The organism is Bacillus sp. SJS (assembly GCF_000732485.2).
GTDB classification, from domain to species: Bacteria; Bacillota; Bacilli; order Bacillales; family Bacillaceae; genus Metabacillus_B; species Metabacillus_B sediminis.
Genome location: NZ_JAQV02000031.1, coordinates 336,629 through 358,159, shown reverse-complemented (window position 1 = coordinate 358,159; position 21,531 = coordinate 336,629). Strand labels below are relative to the sequence as shown.

Genomic DNA, 21,531 nt, shown 5'->3' with positions numbered 1-21,531 from the left:
ACTTGAAGGGAAAGATGTGGTAAAATAAAAGCATTCATCTAGGGATTTTGTCGAAAAGGAGATTGATATTATGATGGAGCCATTTATAAAGGATCGAGAGACTTTTTTGAGCCTGGACGGCTTTACGACAATCAATTCTTCTATCATTGCAGGATTTACGGTAAAAAACGGAGGCGTCAGCACCTCTCATTTTTCCACTTTAAATATGGGGCTTCATGTAAACGATGATCCCGCAGATGTAGTGGCTAATAGAAAAATCTGTGCATTAGAAACGTCCATTCCGCTCCGGAACTGGGTCTTTGCAGATCAGGTTCACAGGAGCCGGATCGTGAAAGCGGAGAAAGAAAATCGTGGAGACGGCGCTTTCGAATACGAAGCTGCGATACATGCTGCCGACGGGATCTATACAGATAAAGCAGATACGATGCTTGCACTTGCCTTCGCAGATTGTGTGCCAATCTTTTTTTATGAAGAGGCAGCGAATCTTATCGGAGTGGCTCATGCCGGATGGAAAGGAAGCGTCCTCAACATTGGCCAAGCCATGATCAGCAGGTGGATAGAAGCGGAAGGTGCCCGATTAGACCGGATTCATGCGGTTATCGGGCCGTCTATTGGTTCATGCTGCTACAAGGTAGATGAACGTGTAATCGAAGAAGTCAACAAGCATTTCGACCCAGTTGAAGAGGTTCCTTACAAGGAAGCGGGGGCAGGTCAATATTTCCTTGACCTGAAAGCACTTAACGAAGCGTTGCTGGTGAAAGCCGGATTAAATAGAGAAAATATTGCCGTATCAGGCCGTTGTACAAGCTGTGAGGATCAATTGTTTTTCTCACACCGCAGGGACAATGGAAAGACAGGCAGAATGATTGGCTTTATAGGATTGAAAGAGGAGGGCTCCTGATTGGAAGTAAAAGAAAATCTGTCTGTCATCAAAGAGAACATCATCAAAGCTTGCAGACAGGCGGGCCGGAATCCTGAGGAAGTCCACCTCGTTGCCGTAACCAAATACGTTACAGCTGAGCGGGCCCAGGAGGCCATTGAAGCCGGTATTCTTCATTTGGGAGAAAATCGGGATGAGGGTCTTTCAGAGAAATACGAACTCATTGGCCATAAAGCAATTTGGCATTTTATCGGTTCCCTGCAATCAAGAAAAGTAAAACAAATAATCGATAAGGTTTCATACATACATTCACTGGATCGCCTTTCCCTCGCTAAAGAGATCGATAAGCGTGCAGAAGCACCCGTTCGATGTTTTGTTCAGGTCAATACATCCGGTGAAGAATCCAAGCATGGAATGAAGCCGGAAGAAACCATTTCATTTATCAGAGCATGCAGCGAATATCCGTCCATTCAGATTGCCGGTTTGATGACGATGGCTCCCAACACTGACGACACCTCAGCGATCCGCCGGACTTTTCAGCGCCTGAGAGAGCTTAAGGAAGAAGTGCAAGGCCTGGGTCTGGCCTATGCACCATGCACAGAGCTTTCTATGGGAATGTCAAACGATTATATAATTGCCATTGAAGAGGGAGCTACTTTCATCCGAATCGGCTCTTCTCTTGTAGGATAATTTACAGGAGGTGTCAAAATGAGTATAAAAAACCGCTTCAAGAATTTTTTTGCTCTTGATGAAGAGGAATATGAATATAATGATAAACAAAGCTATGAGGAGGAGGAGGAATATTTGACTCCCGATCCGCAAGCTCTAAGAAAAGAAGGAAAGCAAAACGTAGTAAGTTTGCAAAGTCTTCAAAAATCCTCTAAAGTAGTCCTATGTGAGCCTCGCGCATACTCTGAAGCCCAGGATATAGCTGATCAGCTTAAAAACCGCCGAGCGATTGTTGTTAATCTTCAGCGTATTCAGCATGATCAGGCAAAACGGATCGTTGATTTCCTGAGCGGGACTGTATATGCAATTGGCGGAGATATCCAAAAAATCGGAATGAATATTTTTCTTTGTACTCCAGATAATGTGGACGTATCAGGAACCATCTCCGAACTGGCAGTTGAAGATGAACCTCAAAGGTGGTAATGGACAATGGACATCGTGTTTTCAGTATTAGGATCTTTGCTTCAGGTATATTCGTATGCCATCATCATTTATATTCTCATGTCCTGGTTTCCTAATGCCAAGGAGAGCAGATTCGGACAAATTCTAGAGTCGGTTTGCGAACCCTTTTTAGAACCGTTTCGCAGAATAATTCCTTCTCTAGGCATGATTGATCTCTCTCCAATAGCGGCGATCCTTGTACTAAACCTGGCACAAGGCGGATTGAGGTCTCTATACTATATGATTGCGTAATGAAAGGGACGTCATAGTCCCTTTTTCCAATTAATGAAGCGGTGATGCAAATGACAGATTTATTTCAGCATTTTAGAGAAGATGAACGTGATTTTATTGAGAAAGTGATTGGCTGGAGGGATTATGTTCTTTCCTCATACAGCCCGAAGCTGACTGACTTTCTGGACCCGAGGGAACAGGAAATTGTCCGTTCTCTTATCGGTGATCAAAAGGAAGTAAAGGCGGCTTTTCAAGGAGGTACCCCTCAGTCGGAAAGAAAACGGGCCCTGCTTTATCCAGAGTATTTGGAGCCGGAGCATGAAGACTTTGCATTAAGCTTATTCCAAATAGGCTACCCTTCAAAATTTATTACCCTGGAACACAGGCAAGTGCTCGGCGCTCTCATGTCTATCGGCCTTAAACGATCAAAATATGGAGATATATTGATCGAGGGTGAGAACATTCAGCTTGTCGCTGCAGAAGAAATGGACGATTTCTTAAGACTGCAGCTGACTGAGATTGGGAAAGCAAAGGTTGAGCTGAAGAAAATTGATTTTTCAAAGGCGATCATCAAGTATGATGAGTGGAGTGAATTCTCTTCTACCGTTAGCTCACTCAGACTGGATGCGGTGATAGCGGCTATATATGGAATCTCAAGACAGAAAGTGCAGCCGCTTTTGCAGGCAGGACAAGTTAAAGTAAATTGGCGTACTGCGGAGCAGGGATCGATGGAATGCCAGGAAGGCGACAGAATTTCAGTAAGAGGGTTCGGCCGCAGCAAAGTGACAGAGATTTTAGGACGCACGAAAAAAGATAAAATCAGACTTCTTTACGGCAGGCAAAAATAATCTTGAATTTTGGAGGATTTGCCCCATAATTGCCGAATAATAAATTATAATGGTATGCAGGAGTGCAAACGATACATATGGAGGTGGCCTTTGTGCCTTTAACACCGCTTGATATTCATAATAAGGAATTTAATAAAGGATTCCGCGGTTATGACGAAGATGAAGTAAACGAATTTTTGGATCAGGTTATTAAAGATTATGAAATGGTGCTCCGTGATAAAAAGGAATTCGAAACCCGTGTTGCAGAGATGGAAGAAAGGCTGAGCCACTATACGGTCATCGAAGAGACATTAAATAAATCGATCCTGATTGCACAGGAAACCGCTGAAGAAGTAAAGCGCAACGCTCAAAAGGAATCAAAGCTTATAATTAAAGAAGCAGAAAAGAATGCTGACCGCATCATCAATGAATCTCTTTCAAAATCCCGCAAGGTAGCGATGGAAATTGAAGAGCTGAAAAAACAGTCCAAAGTGTTCCGGACGCGATTCCAAATGCTGATTGAAGCACAGCTGGATCTTTTGAAAAATGATGATTGGGATCATCTTCTTGAGTATGAAGTGGACAGCATTTATACAGGTGAAGAAGAAGAAGCTAAATACCGTTCTTGACTTTTTCATGGCAATTCGCATATAATTTGAGCACAATCAAAATATGACTCGACGATGACAGGGAAAGTAGTCTGAATGAACCCTTTACGAAGCGAACCGGGGATGGTGGGAGCCCGGCTAAAGAATTCAGATGAAGATCACCCTTGAGTTCCTTCCTGAAATGAACGAGTAAGGAGGGCGCCTCATTCCCGATAAGAATGCTTAAGTGGATGTGTTTTTGCATCTATAAGGGTGGTACCGCGTGAAGCAAGCCTTCTCGTCCCTTTCCAGGGATGAGAAGGCTTTTTTGTATTTTTCAGATTCAATTTTGATTTTTCAATACAAACCGCTTGTCAAGGTTATTAAAAAGTGCCTACACATAGGAGGAAAAAGAATGGATTACAAAGATACGCTGCTCATGCCTAAAACAGAATTTCCGATGCGCGGAAATTTACCAAAGCGTGAACCTGAAATGCAGGAAAAATGGGAAAAGATGAATATTTATAAAATGGTTCAGGAGCATACAAAAGACCGCCCGCTCTTCATCCTGCACGATGGACCTCCATATGCAAACGGAGATATCCACATGGGCCACGCTCTAAATAAAATCCTTAAGGATTTTATCGTCCGCTACAAATCCATGAGCGGCTACAATGCCCCTTATGTACCCGGCTGGGACACGCACGGTCTTCCAATTGAAACAGCATTGACGAAAAATAAAAAAGTAAACCGCAAGGAAATGTCTGTTGCCGAATTCCGCAAGCTTTGCGAAGAGTATGCATGGGAGCAGATCAATGGCCAGCGGGAGCAATTTAAACGTTTAGGAGTAAGGGGAGATTGGGATAATCCATACGTAACCCTGCAACCTGAATATGAAGCACAGCAAATCCTTGTATTTGGCGAAATGGCTAAAAAAGGGTACATCTATAAAGGCAAAAAGCCAGTATACTGGTCTCCGTCCAGCGAATCAGCTCTTGCTGAAGCTGAGATTGAATATCAGGATAAAAAATCTCCTTCCATCTTTGTTGCTTTTGACGTAGCAGATGGAAAAGGCGTGCTTGAAGAAGATGAAAAGATCATCATCTGGACAACAACTCCTTGGACCATTCCGGCAAACCTGGGAATCGCTGTCCATCCTGACCTGGAGTACAGTGTAGTCCGTGCAAACGGATCAAAATATGTCATCGCATCAGAGCTTCTTCATTCCGTAGCAAAAGAGCTGGAATGGGAAAATCATGAACTTGTACGTACGATTAAAGGGAAAGAGATGGAAAGAATCTCTGCAAAGCATCCGATTTACGGAAGAGAATCCCTCGTTGTGCTCGGCGACCACATTACGACTGATGCAGGAACAGGCTGCGTTCATACCGCTCCAGGGCATGGGGAGGATGACTTCATCGTAGGTCAGAAGTACGGACTGGATGTTCTTTGCCCAGTGGATGAAAAAGGTGTTATGACAAGCGAAGCTCCAGGATTTGAAGGGTTATTTTATGATGAAGCAAATAAGCCAATCACTGAAAAGCTTCAGGAAAACGGAGCTCTGCTCAAGCTTCAGTTCTTCACCCACTCCTATCCGCATGACTGGAGAACGAAAAAACCGGTCATTTTCAGAGCGACAGCACAGTGGTTTGCTTCTATTAAAGATTTCCGCAGCGAACTCCTTGATGCCGTTAAAGAAACGAAATGGGTTCCGGCCTGGGGTGAAACAAGATTGTTCAATATGGTCAGAGACCGCGGAGACTGGTGTATTTCAAGACAGCGCGCATGGGGTGTTCCAATTCCAGTGTTCTATGCTGAAAACGGGGAACCAATTATCACGGATGAAACGATCAGCCATGTATCTGATTTGTTCCGCCAGCACGGATCGAATATTTGGTTCGAGCGCGAAACAAAGGATTTGCTGCCTGAAGGATTCTCTCATGAAGGAAGCCCGAACGGTCTTTTCACACGTGAAACGGATATTATGGATGTATGGTTTGATTCCGGATCTTCTCATCAAGCCGTTCTGCAGGAACGAGACGACCTGCAGCGTCCAGCTGACTTGTACCTTGAGGGATCGGATCAGTATAGAGGCTGGTTCAACTCATCCTTATCCACAGCTGTAGCTGTAACAGGCAAAGCGCCTTATAAAGGAGTGTTAAGCCATGGCTTCGCTCTTGATGGCCAAGGCCGCAAAATGAGTAAATCTGTAGGGAACGTCGTTGTTCCTTCGAAAGTCATGAACCAGCTCGGCGGAGATATCCTTCGCCTATGGGTAGCATCTGTTGACTACCAGGCCGATGTCCGGGTATCCGATGCTATTCTGAAGCAAGTGGCTGAGGTGTACCGCAAAATCCGCAACACATTCCGTTTCTTGTTAGGAAACCTTGCAGACTTTACTCCAGCGGATGCTGTAGAATGGGAAAACCTTCGGGATGTTGACAGATACATGCTTGTTAAACTCAATAAACTGATTGATAAAGTAAAGAAAGCATATGATGAATATGAATTTGCCGTTATCTATCATGCAGTCCATAACTTCTGCACAATTGAATTGAGTGCATTCTATCTGGATTTTGCGAAAGATGTTCTTTACATCGAGGGCAAGGATCATCCGGACCGCCGCGCCATTCAAACGGTTCTCCATCAAACCCTGATGGCTCTGACCAAATTAACGGCGCCAATTCTTCCGCATACTGCAGATGAAGTTTGGGAGCATATTGAGTCTGAAAAAGCAGAAAGCGTTCAGCTTACGGATATGCCTGAAAGCACCAAGATTGAACAGTCAGAAGCACTGGAAGAGAAATGGGATGCATTCATGGCTCTTCGCGACGATGTACTAAAAGCCCTTGAAACAGCAAGGAATGAAAAAGTCATCGGAAAATCCCTGACGGCTAAAATTACTCTTTATCCGGACCAAAAAGCAAAATCCCTGCTTGAATCGGTAGAAGAAGATCTTAAACAGCTCTTTATCGTCTCCGGTTTTGAACTTGGCGGAGATATAAGTGCTGCACCGGAAAACGCTCAGGAATTCAGCAACGTAAAAATTACAGTTGAAGCAGCAGAAGGCGAAACGTGCGAACGCTGCTGGATCGTAACACCAGAGGTTGGTCAGGATCAAAACCACCCGGGACTTTGCGTCCGCTGTGCTGGCATTGTAGAAAAAGAATATGCCTCTAACTAATTGAAGTGAAAGACCCGAATTTGATTCGGGTCTTTTTATTATGGTGTGCGGGACGAAGACGCTGGTGCAGGAAGGGTACAAATATGTCAGACAAACGGAGAAAACCACGGGTAGTCAGACAAAATAGTCAGACAAACGAAGCAATACTGGGTTTGTCAGTCAAAATCGTCGACAAACGAAGCAATACTGGGTTTGTCAGACAAAATAGTCAGACAAACGAAGCAATACTGGGTTTGTCAGACAAAATAGTCAGACAAACGGAGAAAACATGGGTTTGTCAGACAAAATAGTCAGACAAACGGAGAAAACATGGGTTTGTCAGACAAAATAGTCAGACAAACGAAGAAAACATGGGTTTGTCTGACAAAATAGTCAGACAAACAAAAAAAACCGGATTGTCTGACAAATAGTCAGGCAAAAAAACCACGGTTTGCCAGACAAATCACTCAGACAAACCCAATAAAAAATCCGTGGAAAAAAATGAACAGGGTGAGGTTCGGCTGAAAGGATAAACTATTTTTACAAACCTTACAGCAGGAGTTGAGCCGCATTGAGCAATGATTTTTTTGCGATTAGAAAAGAGCTTGAATTAATGCGGGAGGAGCTTCAGGAGCGATTGTTTCACCATTCATTTTTTGATAACGGGAATTCAGAGGCGTTATCTGGAACGCTCATGTATCATGTGAAAGAAGAGCTTCATGATGTGGAGCATGCGCTGAACAAAATGAACAGCGGGTTATATGGCATTTGTGAAGAGACGGGAGCAGTGCTGCCTCTGGCCAGTCTTAAGTTTTTGCCGACAGCAAGGAGCATTCATGATTTTTCTTATAAGGACCAATATGAAAAAAAGTCGCTTCCATTTGACTATACGGGAGTAATCGATTATGAAGATCAAAGCACAGGAGAGATGGTGTTTTAGAACCGTTCATGAATTTGAACGGTTTTTTCCGCTATTCCTTACTCTTTTTATTTTTTTGTGATAAAATTCAATGTATCTAATTTGAATGGTTGGGGGAACGTACGTGCGTTTAGTGAGCTACATACTTGCGATTGCTATTATTTGTTTGGATCAGCTGACAAAATGGCTGGTTGTTCAAAACTTAGAAATTGGAGAAAGCATACCTGTCATCGAAAATTTCTTTTATATCACGTCCCATCGAAATGAAGGGGCGGCATGGGGAATTCTTCAGGGACAGATGTGGTTCTTCTATATTGTAACGCTTGTTGTGATTGGTGCGATTGTGTATTATATCCAAAAATTCGCAGCGAAAGCGCTCTTGCTGGGAGCTGCATTAGGATTAATGCTTGGCGGGGCCATTGGGAATTTTATTGACCGTGTTCGCCACCAGGAGGTTGTTGATTTTGTGCAAACTTTTATCTTCTCGTACAATTTCCCAATTTTCAATATTGCAGATTCTGCTCTTTGCGTAGGAGTCGCACTGCTGTTTATTCAAATGATGATTGACAGTAAAAATGAGAAAAAAGAGGGGCAAATCTTGTAATGGACATCCATGAATATACGATAGTAAATGAACATGCCGGGGACAGGCTTGATAAAACACTTTCCGTGTTAAATCAGGAATGGTCCCGCACGCAGATTCAGTCGATGATGAAGAGCGGGCTGGTTCTTGTTAATGGCAATGCAGTAAAAACAAATTATAAAGGCGCAGAAGGCGATCTTATAACAGTTGAAATTCCAGAGCCTGAAGAATTAAATATTCAGGCGGAAGAAATGGATTTGGAAATATTTTATGAGGACAGTGATGTTCTTGTAGTAAACAAACCAAAAGGGATGGTTGTTCACCCGGCTCCAGGTCATCTGACTGGAACACTTGTAAATGGTCTGATGGCTCATTGCAAAGATTTATCAGGAATCAACGGGGTTTTAAGACCGGGGATTGTCCATCGTATTGACAAAGACACTTCAGGACTGCTGATGGTGGCCAAAAATGATTTAGCGCATGAATCACTTGTCAGTCAGCTTGTTGCAAAAACCGTTACAAGACGGTATAAAGCGCTTGTCCACGGGAACATCTCCCATGACCAGGGAACAGTAGATGCCCCGATCGGCCGTGATAAGCAGGATCGCCAAAGTATGACGGTAACACGAGAAAACAGCCGTGACGCTGTTACTCACTTTAAAGTTCTCGAACGATTTAAAGATTATACTTTCATCGAGTGCCAGCTTGAAACCGGAAGAACTCATCAAATCCGCGTTCACATGAAGTACATTGGCTACCCGCTGGCAGGTGACCCGAAATACGGACCAAGAAAAACCCTTTCAATCGGAGGACAGGCTCTTCATGCAGGAATTCTTGGATTCGTTCATCCAAGGTCCGGTGAGTATTTGGAATTTGAAGCACCGCTTCCAGAGTATTTTAGCAAGCTTTTAACACAAATCGACAAATAAAGCATTGACAGAAAGCCATGCATTTGCCATAATATCTATTAGTTGAATAGAACCTTTAAGTGCAGTCCTGTGAGGCTGGGAAGGGTACGGCAGATGTAATGATACAATGAATTTCTATGCCCTCTTATCCCAGCAGGATAGGAGGGCTTTATTTTTGCCCTAAATGAAGGGAGGCAGGTAAGAATGTCAAAAAAAGCAGTCGTATTGGATGAACAGGCAATCAGGAGAGCATTAACCCGAATTGCCCATGAAATTATTGAACGCAATAAAGGAATTGATGACTGCCTGCTGATCGGGATTAAAACAAGAGGAATCTATATCGCTAACCGGCTTGCAGAAAAAATCCGCCAGATTGAAGGCAAGGATATTCCAATCGGGGAACTCGATATTACGCTTTACCGGGATGATTTAACGAAAAAAACAAGCAGTCAGGAGCCGCTTGTCAGGGGCTCGGATATTCCGCAGTCCATTCGTGATAAAAAGGTGATTCTTGTGGATGATGTGCTGTATACCGGGCGGACGGTACGTGCGGCCATGGATGCGCTTGTTGATATCGGGAGGCCGGCAGCCATCCAGCTTGCGGTATTGGTTGACAGAGGCCATCGTGAGCTTCCGATCCGCGCTGATTTTGTCGGGAAAAACATTCCGACCTCAAGCTCTGAGAAGATTGTCGTTGAGATGGCAGAGGTTGATGAGTGCGATCAAGTCTCCATTTTTGAAAAAAATAGCTAGTTCTTTTTAATGCAGTCCCGTGAGACCGCAAAGAGAACCGGAAACAGATGCTTCCTTTACAGGGATGCCTGTCTTTCTGTGTACCTCTTTGCTCTCAGGCAAAGAGGTTTTTTAATAGGAGGGAAAATGATGAAAGAAAACGAAAAAATTGTTCTTGATATACACGATAAACCCAACCCGGCTACTTGGCTCACACTTAGCTTCCAGCATTTGTTTGCGATGTTTGGGGCTACGATCCTTGTCCCATTCCTTGTTAAGATGGATCCTGCCGTCGCATTGATCTCAAGCGGAGTTGGAACCTTAATTTTCCTGCTGATTACGAAATTTCAAGTGCCGGCTTATCTTGGTTCTTCTTTTGCCTTTATCGCCCCGCTAATAGCAGCACAAACCGGCGGAGGACCTGGAGCAGCAATGGTGGGCAGTATGCTTGCAGGAGCTGTCTATGCGCTAGTCGCCTTGATCATTAAAGGGACGGGACACCGCTGGATTTTAAGGTTGATGCCGCCGGTGGTGGTCGGTCCGGTGATCATTGTTATCGGCCTTAGTCTTGCAGGTACAGCGGTCGGAATGGCTGCGAATAACCCAGCTGGTGAATATAGTCTGCTTCACTTCTCGGCTGCTCTCATTACACTAGCTGTTACGATTATCTGCTCGATTTACTTCAAAGGGTTTTTCAATCTGATTCCGGTGCTGATTGGAATTTTTACAGGTTACTTATATGCACTGGCAATCGGCATAGTGGATTTCAGCAAAGTTGCCCAGGCAAGCTGGCTGCAGGTTCCAAACTTTACCATTCCATTTGTGGATTATCAGCCTCAGTTTTCATGGCAGATTCTTCTCTTGATGGCGCCTGTTGCGCTTGTCACGCTCTCTGAACATATCGGACATCAAATGGTTCTAAGCAATGTCGTAGGAAGGGATTTGGTTCAAAAGCCCGGGCTGCACCGCTCCATCATGGGAGATGGGCTCGCTACATTTGCCGCCGCCCTTATTGGGGGACCTCCAAACACGACATATGGTGAAAACATCGGAGTTTTGGCGATCACGAGAGTATACAGCGTATTTGTTCTGGGAGGGGCAGCTGTTCTTGCCATTACGTTCGGATTTATCGGGAAAATTTCAGCACTAATCAGTTCAATTCCTACCCCGGTTATGGGGGGCGTTTCCATCCTGCTTTTCGGAATTATCGCTTCATCAGGGCTGCGCATGCTGATTGACAGCCAGATTGATCTTGGGGACAAACGGAATTTAATTATTTCATCTGTTATCCTTGTCATTGGAATCGGTGGAGCTGTGATAAAAATCGGCCAGAACTTCGAGCTACACGGAATGGCGCTTGCCGCCATCATCGGAGTGATCCTTAATATGGTTTTGCCTGGCAATGAGCCTGATGCAGAAAGCAAAGTTGAAAACGAGACGGAAAAGAAATCGGCTGTCTCTTAATATACCGCCTTTTAAATAAAGTCCAGAGAGACTTGAAAGGGTGTAAAGAAAGGCCTGATGGCCCTTCTGTTTTCCTGCACCCTGAACCGGATTGTTCAGGGTGTTTTTATTAGGTCTTTTAAACATGTCTGTTTGAACCAGTTTCTTTGGCTGAATGAAAACAGGATCTAACAAAAGGGGGATGGAACGATGAAGCATCTTTTAACCATGTCTGAGCTCGGAATTGATGAAATCTTTGAAATCATTCATAACGCAAAGTGCATGAAAGCAGGGGATCTGCCTTCGCCGAAGGAAAACCCGGTATTTGCTGCAAATCTGTTTTTTGAACCCAGTACGAGGACACGGTTTAGTTTTGAGGTTGCCGAAAAAAGACTGGGAATTCAAGTGCTGAACTTTCAGGCCGAAAGCTCGAGTGTTCAGAAAGGCGAGACTCTGTATGACACAGTCCGGACACTGGAGGCGATCGGAGCGGACGCAGTCATTATCAGACATCCAATGGACCGTTATTTTGAAAGCTTAAAGGAACACGTTGGCATTCCCATTCTAAATGCGGGGGACGGCTGCGGAAATCATCCGACACAGTCTCTGCTGGATCTGATGACCATCCATGAAGAATTCGGCGGATTCAAAGGGTTAACCGTAAGCATCCACGGAGACATCCGCCACAGCCGTGTGGCCCGGTCGAATGCTGAAACGCTCACAAGGCTTGGAGCGAATGTTCTTTTCTCTGGCCCGCCTGAATGGCAGGATCCGCTTAATGCTTTCGGACACAGCGTCTCTGTTGATGAGGCAATAGAGAATTCGGATGTTGTGATGCTCTTAAGAATTCAGCATGAGCGTCATGCTTCGACTGCTGCAGCAGATACGGAATCCTACCTTGACCGGTACGGATTAACAGCTGAAAGGGAAAAAAATATGAAGGATCACGGAATCATTATGCATCCTGCCCCAATTAACCGGGGAGTTGAAATCGAAAGCAGTCTTGTGGAGTGCAGCCGCTCCAGAATTTTTAAACAGATGGAAAACGGAGTATATGTAAGGATGGCCGTTCTGGCAAGAGCGCTTGAATCTAAAATGCTGAAAAGAGGAGAGGATCACCATGTCTTATATTCTTAAACAGGCAAACATACTTAACAGCGAAGGCAAGTTTCATATTCAGGATCTTCTCATTGAAGAAGGAAAGATTGCAAAAATAGACGATTCCATTCATAGAGGCGGGAAAGAAATAATCGATGCATCCGGTCACATTGTGTCAGCAGGTTTTGTTGATGTTCACGTTCATTTAAGGGAGCCTGGGGGAGAACACAAAGAAACGATTGAAACGGGAACGAAAGCAGCAGCAAAAGGAGGTTTTACAACCATTGCAGCGATGCCAAATACCCGCCCCGTTCCAGATCATAAAGAGCAGATGGAAGCATTAATGGAGAAAATCCGCGAGAATGCCTCTGTAAGAGTTTTGCCTTATGCATCGATTACAGAAAGGCAGGCTGGGAAAAAGTTAACCAGCTTTAGCGAATTAAAAGCAGCAGGTGCATTTGCCCTCACGGATGATGGCGTCGGAGTTCAGGAAGCAGGAATGATGCTGCAGGCGATGAAAGAGGCGGCTAAAGCGGGGATGAGCATTGTGGCGCACTGCGAGGATAATTCGCTCATTAATAAAGGATCGGTCCACGAAGGTGTTTTTTCCGAAAAATATCAGATAAACGGGATTCCATCTGTTTGTGAATCTGTACATATTGCAAGAGATATTCTGCTCGCTGAAGCAGCTGGCTGCCATTATCACGTGTGCCATATCAGCACGAAGGAATCTGTACGCACAGTGAGAGATGCGAAGAGAGCAGGCATTAATGTAACCGCAGAAGTTACACCTCATCATTTAATCTTGTGTGATGAAGATATTCCCGGCCTTGATCCGAATTTCAAAATGAATCCGCCGCTCAGGGGGAGAGAGGATCGAGAGGCATTAATTGAAGGTCTGCTGGATGGAACGATTGATTTTATCGCGACAGACCATGCTCCTCATACGATTGAGGAAAAAGCGGAGGGGATGAAGCTCTCACCCTTCGGTATTACAGGACTGGAAACGGCGTTTCCGCTCCTTTATACCAGCCTTGTGAAAACGGGAATGGCAACGCTCCAGCAGCTTTTAAACTGGCTGACCATCCTGCCGTCCAAAACGTTCGGATTGCCTTATGGAACTTTGAAGGAGGGGGCGCCGGCAGATCTGGTGATGATTAACATCTCGGACGAAAGGCAAATTGATCCTGAAACCTTTGTTTCAAAGGGGAAAAATACACCGTTTGCAGGCTGGAGCTGCACAGGCTGGCCGGTTCTCACCATTGCAAATGGTAACGTGGTATTCGATGAAAGGGGAGTCCGGGCATGAAGCGATTGCTTATACTTGAAGATGGAACGATTTTTACAGGAAAAGGCTTCGGAAGCGAACGGGAATCAATTGGAGAAATCGTGTTCAACACCGGAATGACCGGTTATCAGGAGATTCTGTCTGACCCATCCTATTGCGGGCAGATTGTAACGATGACCTATCCGCTGATTGGGAATTACGGAATCAACCGCGATGATTTTGAAACAATCACTCCATTTACCGGAGGATTTATTGTGAAAGAGCATGCGGTCCACCCATCTAACTGGAGAAGCGAGTATTCGCTAGACGAGTATTTGAAAATGAAAAATATCCCGGGTCTTGCCGGGATTGATACGAGAAGGCTCACAAGAATCATCCGCAGCCACGGGACACTAAAAGGAGCGCTTTGCTCAAGTGAATCAGATCCTCATACGATTTTAGAGAAGTTAAGGGCTGTGCGCCTGCCTGTGAACCAGGTGGAAAGAGTATCAGCGAAAACCCCTTATGCAAGTCCCGGAAGAGGCAGAAGAGTCGTGCTGGTTGATTATGGGATGAAGCACGGCATCCTCCGGGAATTAAATAAAAGGCATTGCGATGTCGTTGTTGTCCCGTTTAATACCTCTGCAGAAGAAATTCTTCAGCTTAATCCTGATGGCATCATGCTTTCAAACGGTCCTGGGGATCCAAAGGATGTTCCAGAGGGCATTGAAATGATCAGGGGAGTTTTAGGGAAAGTCCCTTTATTCGGGATTTGCCTCGGACATCAGCTTTTTGCTCTGGCATGCGGAGCAGATACCGAAAAGATGAAATTCGGACATAGGGGATCCAATCACCCGGTAAAGGATCTGGAAACGGGTAAAGTAGCCATTACTTCTCAAAACCATGGCTACACAGTAAGAGATAGTTCACTTGCACAAACGGAATTAGCTGTTACTCATATTGCATTAAATGACCGGACGATTGAAGGCTTAAAACATAATCAGCATGCCGCCTTTACAGTGCAGTACCACCCGGAGGCATCACCTGGGCCGGAAGACGCAAACGGATTGTTCGACCAATTCATGGAACTGATTGAATCAGCAGGAAAGGCAGGAAACCGACTATGCCAAAACGTGTAGATATTAAGAAGATACTAGTTATTGGATCTGGACCGATCGTCATTGGCCAGGCTGCAGAATTTGATTATGCAGGGACTCAGGCGTGCATCGCACTAAAGGAAGAAGGATATGAAGTCGTTCTCGTCAATTCCAATCCTGCCACAATCATGACGGATACGGAAATCGCCGATAAAGTTTATATTGAACCTTTAACAGCAGAGTTTGTCAGCAACATCATCCGCAAAGAGAGACCGGATGCACTCGTTCCGACACTTGGCGGTCAAACCGGCCTGAATCTTGCGGTTGAGCTTGCACAATCCGGTGTTCTAGAGGAATGCGGCGTGGAAATTCTCGGAACGAGTCTGGAGGCCATTCAAAAGGCAGAGGACAGGGACCTGTTCCGAAGATTAATGAATGAACTGAATGAGCCGGTGCCGGATAGCGAAATTGTTCATACGATTGATGAAGCCTTCGCATTTGCTGAAGTAATCGGCTATCCGATTATCGTCCGGCCTGCATTTACCCTAGGCGGCACAGGCGGCGGTATTTGCGGCAATGAGGAAGAGCTTGCCGAAATCGTAGCTTACGGATTAAAAGCAAGTCCGGTTACACAATGCCTTCTTGAAAAAAGCATCGCAGGCTTTAAGGAAATCGAATATGAAGTCATGAGGGACAGCGGGGACCATGCGATTGTCGTCTGCAACATGGAGAACTTCGATCCTGTCGGAATCCATACTGGAGACAGCATTGTAGTGGCACCTTCACAGACGCTGAGCGACAGGGAATATCAGCTGTTAAGAAATGTCTCGCTGAAAATTATCAGGGCCCTTGGAATAGAAGGCGGCTGCAACGTTCAGCTCGCACTCGATCCGGACAGCTTTCAATATTACATTATCGAAGTCAACCCGAGGGTAAGCCGGTCATCTGCTCTTGCCTCTAAGGCAACAGGCTATCCGATTGCGAAACTGGCAGCGAAAATTGCCGTGGGTCTTACACTCGATGAAATGATGAACCCGGTTACCGGCAAAACATACGCTTGCTTTGAACCGGCCTTGGATTATATCGTTACAAAAATTCCGCGCTGGCCATTTGATAAATTCGAATCTGCCAACAGATGGCTTGGTACCCAAATGAAGGCTACAGGTGAAGTAATGGCGATTGGAAGAACATTTGAGGAATCGCTGCTGAAAGCGGTCCGTTCACTCGAAGCAGATGTTCATCATCTTGAATTGAAAAGTGCAGCAGAGCTTGACGACCTTCATATCGAAAAAAGAATCCGCAAAGCGGGAGATGAGCGTCTCTTTTATCTTGCAGAAGCACTTCGGAGAGAAGTTTCAGCAGAAACACTGCACGAGTGGAGCCGGATTGATTTATTTTTCCTGAATAAGCTAACCGGAATTATTGCTCTGGAAAAGCATGTGGCGAACCGCCCATATGATCTGGACGTTCTTTACGAAGCTAAAGCAAATGGCTTCTCTGATCTGGCAATAGCAAATCTATGGTCAACGGATGAGAGAGAAATCTATGAGCTCAGAAAACAATCGGGACTCCTGCCTGTTTATAAAATGGTTGATACGTGTGCTGCCGAATTTGAATCGTCCACACCGTATTTTTACGGTACGTACGAAGAAGAAAATGAGTCCGCGGTAACAACCAGGGAGAGCGTTCTCGTTCTTGGCTCAGGCCCGATCCGCATCGGTCAGGGAGTAGAATTTGACTATGCGACGGTTCACTCGGTCTGGGCGATAAAAGAAGCAGGCTATGAGGCAATTATTATTAACAATAATCCAGAGACGGTTTCAACCGATTTCAGCATCTCCGATAAGCTTTACTTTGAACCGCTCACTGCTGAAGATGTTATGCATGTCATTGAACTTGAAAAACCGATCGGTGTGGTCGTGCAGTTTGGGGGCCAGACGGCCATTAATCTAGCCGATGAGCTCTCTGCACGCGGTGTGAAAATTCTTGGAACATCTTTGGAGGATTTGGACCGGGCGGAAAACCGGGATAAATTTGAGCAAACACTGAATACCCTGGGGATTCCTCAGCCCCTAGGAAAAACAGCTGTATCGGCTCGTGAAGCTGCTGTCATTGCAAATGAAATTGGCTACCCGGTCCTCGTCCGCCCTTCCTATGTATTAGGAGGAAGAGCGATGGAAATTGTCTATCGGGAAGAAGAATTGCTTTATTACATGGAGAATGCGGTGAAAGTAAATCCAGCTCATCCCGTCCTGATCGACAAATACTTAACGGGCAAGGAAATTGAAGTGGATGCGATCTCTGACGGGGAGACGATCGTGATACCGGGAATTATGGAGCATATTGAAAGAGCCGGTGTCCATTCCGGAGACTCAATTGCGGTATATCCTCCTCAAACCCTTTCGGATGACTGCAAAAACAAAATCATTGAGCATACGATCGCACTTGCGAAAGGACTGAATATCTCCGGCCTCCTGAATATCCAGTTTGTTATTTATAAAGAAGATGTGTTCGTCCTGGAAGTAAACCCGCGGTCAAGCAGAACGGTCCCGTTTTTAAGCAAAATTACCGGCGTGCCTATGGCGAATCTTGCAACGAAAGTGGTTTTAGGCCACAAGCTAAGGGACATGGGATATGAAACGGGCCTGATTGAAGAGAAGGCTGGTGTATATGTAAAGGTGCCTGTGTTCTCCTTTGCAAAACTAAGGATGGTCGACATTACCCTTGGACCGGAAATGAAATCCACCGGGGAAGTAATGGGGAAAGACGTCACTCTTGAAAAGGCTTTGTATAAAGGTTTGGTTGCATCCGGAATACAAATTCATAAATATGGATCTGTTCTTCTGACCGTAGCAGATAAAGACAAAACGGAAGGCCTGGAAATTGCAAGACGGTTTAACCGGATCGGCTACCAGATCCTTGCAACAAGCGGAACAGCCGAATACCTGCAGGAAGCGGGCATTCCTTCAAAAATTGTCAATAAAATCAGTGAGCAGCCGAACCTGCTGGATGTGATCCGGAACGGAGAAGCGCAATTTGTCATCAACACATTGACAAAAGGCAAACAGCCGGCAAGAGACGGCTTCAAAATCCGACGTGAATCCGTTGAAAACGGTGTGCCGTGCCTGACATCACTGGATACAGCGAAAGCGATATTAAAGGTTCTTGAATCCATGAGCTTTTCGACAGAAGCGATGCAGGAGCTGAATCCCGGACGGGAGGCTGTTTATTCATGACCGGAAAAGAAGACATGCTGATTGTTTCGCATAGAGAAATTGCCGCAAATATTTTTGAACTGGTTCTTCAGGGAGAATTGACCCTTCAAATGACGAAGCCCGGCCAGTTTGTCCATGTAAAAGTATCGGAAACATTTGTCCCTCTTCTTAGAAGACCAATCAGCATTGCCAGAATCAGCCGTGAGGACAAGACATTTACCATCATCTACAGAAAAAGCGGGGAAGGCACGGCACTTCTTTCTTTAAAAAAACCTGGAGAAAAAGCAGACATCATCGGGCCGCTCGGAAACGGGTTTCCTATTGACAGTTCTTTAAAAGGAAAAAAGGTTTTGCTTACAGGAGGCGGCATCGGCGTTCCTCCCCTGTATGAACTTTCGCGCCAGCTGAAAGCCATAGGAGCAGTGCCTGTCCATGTATTAGGCTTTGAAAACATAGAGGCGTCCTTTTATAAAGAAGAGTTTGCCAGACTGGGAGATACCTATTTTTCCACAACGGATGGCAGCTTGGGAGTGAAAGGATTCGTAACAGACGCCATCAGCTATCACGAAATCCAGTTTGAACGTTTATACGCCTGCGGTCCGACACCGATGCTTAAGGCTCTTGAAACGAGGTATTCAGACAAGGACGTATACCTTTCCCTTGAAGAGAGAATGGGGTGCGGGATAGGGGCATGCTTTGCCTGTGTATGCCATGTTCCGAATGACCCCGACGGCTACAAAAAGGTATGCTGTGACGGGCCGGTATTTAGAGCGGGGGAGGTGGTTCTTTCATGCTGAACATCACACTTCCGGGATTATCGCTGAAAAATCCAGTCATGCCTGCTTCCGGGTGCTTCGGTTTCGGCAAGGAGTTCTCCATTCTGTATGATTTGAATAAGCTCGGTGCCATCATGATAAAAGCAGCGACACCTGAAGCAAGATTCGGCAATGAAACACCGCGCGTAGCAGAGACGCCGGGCGGGATGCTGAACGCAATCGGGCTTCAAAATCCCGGTCTCGCGGGAGTGATCCAGGACGAGCTGCCAAGGCTTGAATCCTTTGATGTACCGATTATTGCTAATGTAGCTGGATCAAGCACGGAGGATTACATGGAAGTAGCGGAAAGAATCAGCCAGGCTCCAAATGTAGCAGCACTGGAATTGAATATTTCCTGCCCGAATGTAAAAACCGGGGGGATTGCATTTGGTACAGACCCTAAGATGGCGGCTGACTTGACCGCGGCAGTAAAACGTGTTTCCAGCGTGCCTGTGTATGTCAAGCTGTCTCCGAATGTTACGAGTATTACTGAGATTGCGATCGCAGTGGAACAGGCTGGAGCAGACGGCTTAACGATGATCAATACACTTCTTGGAATGCGGCTCGACCTGAAAACCGGCAGACCCGTTTTGGCTAACAAAACGGGGGGGCTTTCAGGTCCTGCCATCAAGCCGGTGGCGATCCGGATGATTTATGAGGTCAGCCGTGCTGTGTCCATCCCAATCATTGGAATGGGCGGCATTCAGTCAGCAGAGGATGCAGTAGAGTTTTTATATGCCGGTGCAAGTGCGGTTGCTGTTGGAACGGCGAACTTTGTCAATCCGTTTATCTGTTCAGAAATCATTGACGAACTTCCGGAAATGCTGAAAAAATATGGTTTCAACCATATTCGGGAGTGTATTGGAAGGAGTCATGAGGATGCACCGGAACCCGATTATCATCGCGCTTGATTTTGAAAATAAAGCAGAAGCAGACCGCTTTTTGAAGGGAATGGGCAGTGAAAAGCTGTATGTAAAAACCGGAATGGAGCTTTTTTATAAGGAAGGTCCAGCTGTGATTGAATGGCTGAAGGAGGAAGGCCATCAAGTCTTTTTGGATTTAAAGCTTCATGATATACCGAATACCGTAAAGAGAGCAATGAAGGTACTTGCTTCGCTTCAGCCGGACATGGTCAATGTCCATGCTGCAGGAGGACGCGCTATGATGGAGGCTGCGATGGAAGGCTTGATTTCAGGAACTCCTGCAGGACAGAAGCGGCCGCATTTGATCGGAGTTACTCAGTTAACCAGTACATCACAGAGGGTGATGAACGAGGAGCTTCTTATTAATGGCAGTGTGGATGAGGCCGTTCATCATTATTCAGCACTTGTTAAACAAGCAGGCCTGGATGGCGTTGTATGCAGCGTATGGGAGTCAAAACAGATCAAGAAGGAATTTGGCCCCGATTTTATGACCATTACGCCTGGGATCCGGCTGTCAGGAGATGCGGAAGGGGATCAATCCAGAGTCGCAACACCAGAGATGGCCCGCAATGAAAATTCAACCTATTTAGTTGCCGGAAGAAGCATTACTCAAAAAGAACATCCGCTGAATGCGTACATAAAGATGCAAATGGACTGGGAGGGTGTAAAAATATGAAAGAGAAAATGGCAAAATCATTGCTGGAAATAGGTGCGGTCACACTGAAGCCAAATGAGCCGTTTACATGGTCAAGCGGCATGCTATCCCCGATTTACTGCGATAATCGATTAACACTTTCATTTCCGGAAATTCGAAAAGAGATAGCAGAAGGTCTCGCACAAGTGATCCGGGTAAATTATCCGGATGCTATCCTGATTGCCGGAACGGCAACGGCTGGGATTGCCCATGCCGCTCTTGTCAGCGATATTCTCGGGCTGCCGATGTGCTATGTGCGCGGAAGTGCCAAAGGACACGGGAAAGGCAACATGATTGAGGGAATAGCTGGAGAGAACGACCGGGCAGTCGTCATTGAAGACCTGATTTCAACCGGCGGAAGCTCCATTCATACCGTCAAAGCACTTCGTGATGCAGGAGCGGATGTATTGGGTGTTGCTGCTATTTTCACCTATGAGTTTGACGCAGCTGATCAGAATTTCAGCGAAGAGCTGATTTCCTGCAGGACATTGACAGACTATTCCACCCTCATTCAGATAGCCAGGGAGGAAAGCCGTATTAAAGAAGAGGATCTTAAAAAGCTTGAGCAATGGAGAAAGAATCCTTCCTCGATTGAATGGAGAGCGGAAACCTCTGTCTGAATAGAAAGATTACTCTTGCAATTGTGAAACCTTATATGCTATAAAAGAAACTATCAATTTCATATTGTAGAGGAATACCAGGTACCGCTTTTAGCGGTTTAATAGGGAATCCGGTTTTAATCCGGAGCTGTCCCCGCAACTGTACGTGCTGACGATTCTGCTAAAAAGCCACTGTCATAATGGATGGGAAGGCGCAGAAAAGACTGAAGCATAAGCCAGGAGACCTGCCTGTATTCCTTGGAGTTTTCTGTCTTCGGGGGGTGAGATGCGGAAACGATCATGATGCTACCGTTTCTTTTTCATGTTTGTCATCGATCGTTTTAGACTGAACCGAGTCAGACCTGTCTGTGCCAGTGTAT

The 21,531-nt window shown here is 45.6% G+C and carries 21 protein-coding genes, 1 riboswitch and 1 other annotated feature; all 21 genes read left to right on the top strand.

All coding sequences use genetic code 11. From position 1 onward, the window contains the following. Window positions 1-73 precede the first annotated feature (73 nt). The 21 genes from pgeF to pyrE all read left to right on the top strand — a co-directional run bounded on the left by pgeF (window position 74) and on the right by pyrE (window position 21,172). Window positions 74-901: a peptidoglycan editing factor PgeF gene (pgeF, locus tag AS29_RS19320; protein ID WP_442854553.1), complete on the top strand. Its 828-nt coding sequence runs from the start codon at window positions 74-76 to the stop codon at window positions 899-901. Then, window positions 902-1,570, top strand: coding sequence for a YggS family pyridoxal phosphate-dependent enzyme (locus AS29_RS19315; protein ID WP_035412903.1), 669 nt, complete (start codon window positions 902-904; stop codon window positions 1,568-1,570). Between the two features lie 18 nt (window positions 1,571-1,588). Continuing rightward, the gene (locus AS29_RS19310; RefSeq protein WP_035412900.1) at window positions 1,589-2,032 is read left to right on the top strand and encodes a cell division protein SepF; all 444 of its coding nucleotides are present in this window, start codon (window positions 1,589-1,591) and stop codon (window positions 2,030-2,032) included. 6 nt (window positions 2,033-2,038) lie between these two features. Then, entirely contained in the window at window positions 2,039-2,302 is a 264-nt protein-coding gene (locus AS29_RS19305) for a YggT family protein (protein WP_035412897.1), read from the top strand. Between the two features lie 50 nt (window positions 2,303-2,352). Then, entirely contained in the window at window positions 2,353-3,129 is a 777-nt protein-coding gene (locus AS29_RS19300) for a YlmH family RNA-binding protein (RefSeq protein ID WP_035412894.1), read from the top strand. A gap of 92 nt (window positions 3,130-3,221) precedes the next feature. Then, on the top strand, window positions 3,222-3,737 hold the full coding sequence (locus AS29_RS19295) for a DivIVA domain-containing protein (protein WP_035413387.1): 516 nt from the start codon (window positions 3,222-3,224) through the stop codon (window positions 3,735-3,737). 45 nt (window positions 3,738-3,782) lie between these two features. Further along, window positions 3,783-4,004 (top strand) — a binding site (T-box leader). 106 nt (window positions 4,005-4,110) lie between these two features. Continuing rightward, window positions 4,111-6,879: an isoleucine--tRNA ligase gene (ileS, locus tag AS29_RS19290; RefSeq protein WP_035412891.1), complete on the top strand. Its 2,769-nt coding sequence runs from the start codon at window positions 4,111-4,113 to the stop codon at window positions 6,877-6,879. 83 nt (window positions 6,880-6,962) lie between these two features. After that, window positions 6,963-7,169: a hypothetical protein gene (locus tag AS29_RS19285; protein ID WP_035412889.1), complete on the top strand. Its 207-nt coding sequence runs from the start codon at window positions 6,963-6,965 to the stop codon at window positions 7,167-7,169. A gap of 260 nt (window positions 7,170-7,429) precedes the next feature. Further along, the gene (locus AS29_RS19280; protein ID WP_035412888.1) at window positions 7,430-7,798 is read left to right on the top strand and encodes a TraR/DksA family transcriptional regulator; all 369 of its coding nucleotides are present in this window, start codon (window positions 7,430-7,432) and stop codon (window positions 7,796-7,798) included. Window positions 7,799-7,910: 112 nt separating this feature from the next. Next, on the top strand, window positions 7,911-8,381 hold the full coding sequence (gene lspA, locus AS29_RS19275) for a signal peptidase II (RefSeq protein WP_442854552.1): 471 nt from the start codon (window positions 7,911-7,913) through the stop codon (window positions 8,379-8,381). After that, a complete protein-coding gene (locus AS29_RS19270) occupies window positions 8,381-9,289 on the top strand; it encodes an RluA family pseudouridine synthase (RefSeq protein ID WP_035412883.1) in 909 nt (302 codons plus the stop codon). Before lspA ends, AS29_RS19270 begins: the two co-directional genes overlap by 1 nt. A 183-nt stretch (window positions 9,290-9,472) precedes the next feature. Beyond that, window positions 9,473-10,021 (top strand): bifunctional pyr operon transcriptional regulator/uracil phosphoribosyltransferase PyrR, encoded by a 549-nt coding sequence (gene pyrR, locus AS29_RS19265; RefSeq protein ID WP_035412881.1) that lies wholly within the window; start codon window positions 9,473-9,475, stop codon window positions 10,019-10,021. A 129-nt stretch (window positions 10,022-10,150) separates the two neighbouring features. After that, window positions 10,151-11,464 carry a uracil permease gene (gene uraA, locus AS29_RS19260; protein ID WP_231889988.1) on the top strand — a complete coding sequence of 438 codons (1,314 nt, stop codon included), beginning with the start codon at window positions 10,151-10,153 and terminating at the stop codon, window positions 11,462-11,464. A 189-nt stretch (window positions 11,465-11,653) separates the two neighbouring features. Further along, on the top strand, window positions 11,654-12,580 hold the full coding sequence (locus AS29_RS19255) for an aspartate carbamoyltransferase catalytic subunit (protein WP_035412876.1): 927 nt from the start codon (window positions 11,654-11,656) through the stop codon (window positions 12,578-12,580). Continuing rightward, window positions 12,564-13,850: a dihydroorotase gene (locus tag AS29_RS19250; RefSeq protein WP_035412875.1), complete on the top strand. Its 1,287-nt coding sequence runs from the start codon at window positions 12,564-12,566 to the stop codon at window positions 13,848-13,850. The genes AS29_RS19255 and AS29_RS19250 overlap by 17 nt, the downstream gene beginning before the upstream one ends. Next, complete coding sequence (locus tag AS29_RS19245) at window positions 13,847-14,947, top strand: carbamoyl phosphate synthase small subunit (protein WP_035412874.1); 1,101 nt, start codon at window positions 13,847-13,849, stop codon at window positions 14,945-14,947. Before AS29_RS19250 ends, AS29_RS19245 begins: the two co-directional genes overlap by 4 nt. Next, window positions 14,932-18,141, top strand: coding sequence for a carbamoyl-phosphate synthase large subunit (gene carB / locus AS29_RS19240; protein WP_035412871.1), 3,210 nt, complete (start codon window positions 14,932-14,934; stop codon window positions 18,139-18,141). The genes AS29_RS19245 and carB overlap by 16 nt, the downstream gene beginning before the upstream one ends. After that, the gene (locus tag AS29_RS19235) at window positions 18,138-18,917 is read left to right on the top strand and encodes a dihydroorotate dehydrogenase electron transfer subunit (RefSeq protein WP_035412868.1); all 780 of its coding nucleotides are present in this window, start codon (window positions 18,138-18,140) and stop codon (window positions 18,915-18,917) included. Before carB ends, AS29_RS19235 begins: the two co-directional genes overlap by 4 nt. Then, window positions 18,911-19,846, top strand: coding sequence for a dihydroorotate dehydrogenase (locus AS29_RS19230; RefSeq protein WP_035412866.1), 936 nt, complete (start codon window positions 18,911-18,913; stop codon window positions 19,844-19,846). Before AS29_RS19235 ends, AS29_RS19230 begins: the two co-directional genes overlap by 7 nt. Continuing rightward, complete coding sequence (pyrF, locus tag AS29_RS19225; protein ID WP_035412864.1) at window positions 19,815-20,534, top strand: orotidine-5'-phosphate decarboxylase; 720 nt, start codon at window positions 19,815-19,817, stop codon at window positions 20,532-20,534. The genes AS29_RS19230 and pyrF overlap by 32 nt, the downstream gene beginning before the upstream one ends. Then, complete coding sequence (gene pyrE / locus AS29_RS19220) at window positions 20,531-21,172, top strand: orotate phosphoribosyltransferase (protein WP_035412862.1); 642 nt, start codon at window positions 20,531-20,533, stop codon at window positions 21,170-21,172. The genes pyrF and pyrE overlap by 4 nt, the downstream gene beginning before the upstream one ends. 61 nt (window positions 21,173-21,233) lie before the next feature. Next, a riboswitch (cobalamin riboswitch) is annotated at window positions 21,234-21,418 on the top strand. Window positions 21,419-21,531: the final 113 nt, after the last annotated feature.

What these genes read in the sequence shown, in the direction of transcription:
- AS29_RS19235 (WP_035412868.1), top strand. Translation starts at nt 18,138, where the DNA reads ATGACCGGAAAAGAAGACATGCTGATTGTTTCGCATAGAGAAATTGCC.
- AS29_RS19310 (WP_035412900.1), top strand. Translation starts at nt 1,589, where the DNA reads ATGAGTATAAAAAACCGCTTCAAGAATTTTTTTGCTCTTGATGAAGAG.
- AS29_RS19245 (WP_035412874.1), top strand. Translation starts at nt 13,847, where the DNA reads ATGAAGCGATTGCTTATACTTGAAGATGGAACGATTTTTACAGGAAAA.
- ileS (WP_035412891.1), top strand. Translation starts at nt 4,111, where the DNA reads ATGGATTACAAAGATACGCTGCTCATGCCTAAAACAGAATTTCCGATG.
- pyrF (WP_035412864.1), top strand. Translation starts at nt 19,815, where the DNA reads ATGCACCGGAACCCGATTATCATCGCGCTTGATTTTGAAAATAAAGCA.
- AS29_RS19250 (WP_035412875.1), top strand. Translation starts at nt 12,564, where the DNA reads ATGTCTTATATTCTTAAACAGGCAAACATACTTAACAGCGAAGGCAAG.
- AS29_RS19230 (WP_035412866.1), top strand. Translation starts at nt 18,911, where the DNA reads ATGCTGAACATCACACTTCCGGGATTATCGCTGAAAAATCCAGTCATG.
- pyrE (WP_035412862.1), top strand. Translation starts at nt 20,531, where the DNA reads ATGAAAGAGAAAATGGCAAAATCATTGCTGGAAATAGGTGCGGTCACA.
- pyrR (WP_035412881.1), top strand. Translation starts at nt 9,473, where the DNA reads ATGTCAAAAAAAGCAGTCGTATTGGATGAACAGGCAATCAGGAGAGCA.
- AS29_RS19300 (WP_035412894.1), top strand. Translation starts at nt 2,353, where the DNA reads ATGACAGATTTATTTCAGCATTTTAGAGAAGATGAACGTGATTTTATT.
- pgeF (WP_442854553.1), top strand. Translation starts at nt 74, where the DNA reads ATGGAGCCATTTATAAAGGATCGAGAGACTTTTTTGAGCCTGGACGGC.
- AS29_RS19270 (WP_035412883.1), top strand. Translation starts at nt 8,381, where the DNA reads ATGGACATCCATGAATATACGATAGTAAATGAACATGCCGGGGACAGG.
- uraA (WP_231889988.1), top strand. Translation starts at nt 10,151, where the DNA reads ATGAAAGAAAACGAAAAAATTGTTCTTGATATACACGATAAACCCAAC.
- carB (WP_035412871.1), top strand. Translation starts at nt 14,932, where the DNA reads ATGCCAAAACGTGTAGATATTAAGAAGATACTAGTTATTGGATCTGGA.
- AS29_RS19305 (WP_035412897.1), top strand. Translation starts at nt 2,039, where the DNA reads ATGGACATCGTGTTTTCAGTATTAGGATCTTTGCTTCAGGTATATTCG.
- AS29_RS19255 (WP_035412876.1), top strand. Translation starts at nt 11,654, where the DNA reads ATGAAGCATCTTTTAACCATGTCTGAGCTCGGAATTGATGAAATCTTT.
- AS29_RS19285 (WP_035412889.1), top strand. Translation starts at nt 6,963, where the DNA reads ATGTCAGACAAACGGAGAAAACCACGGGTAGTCAGACAAAATAGTCAG.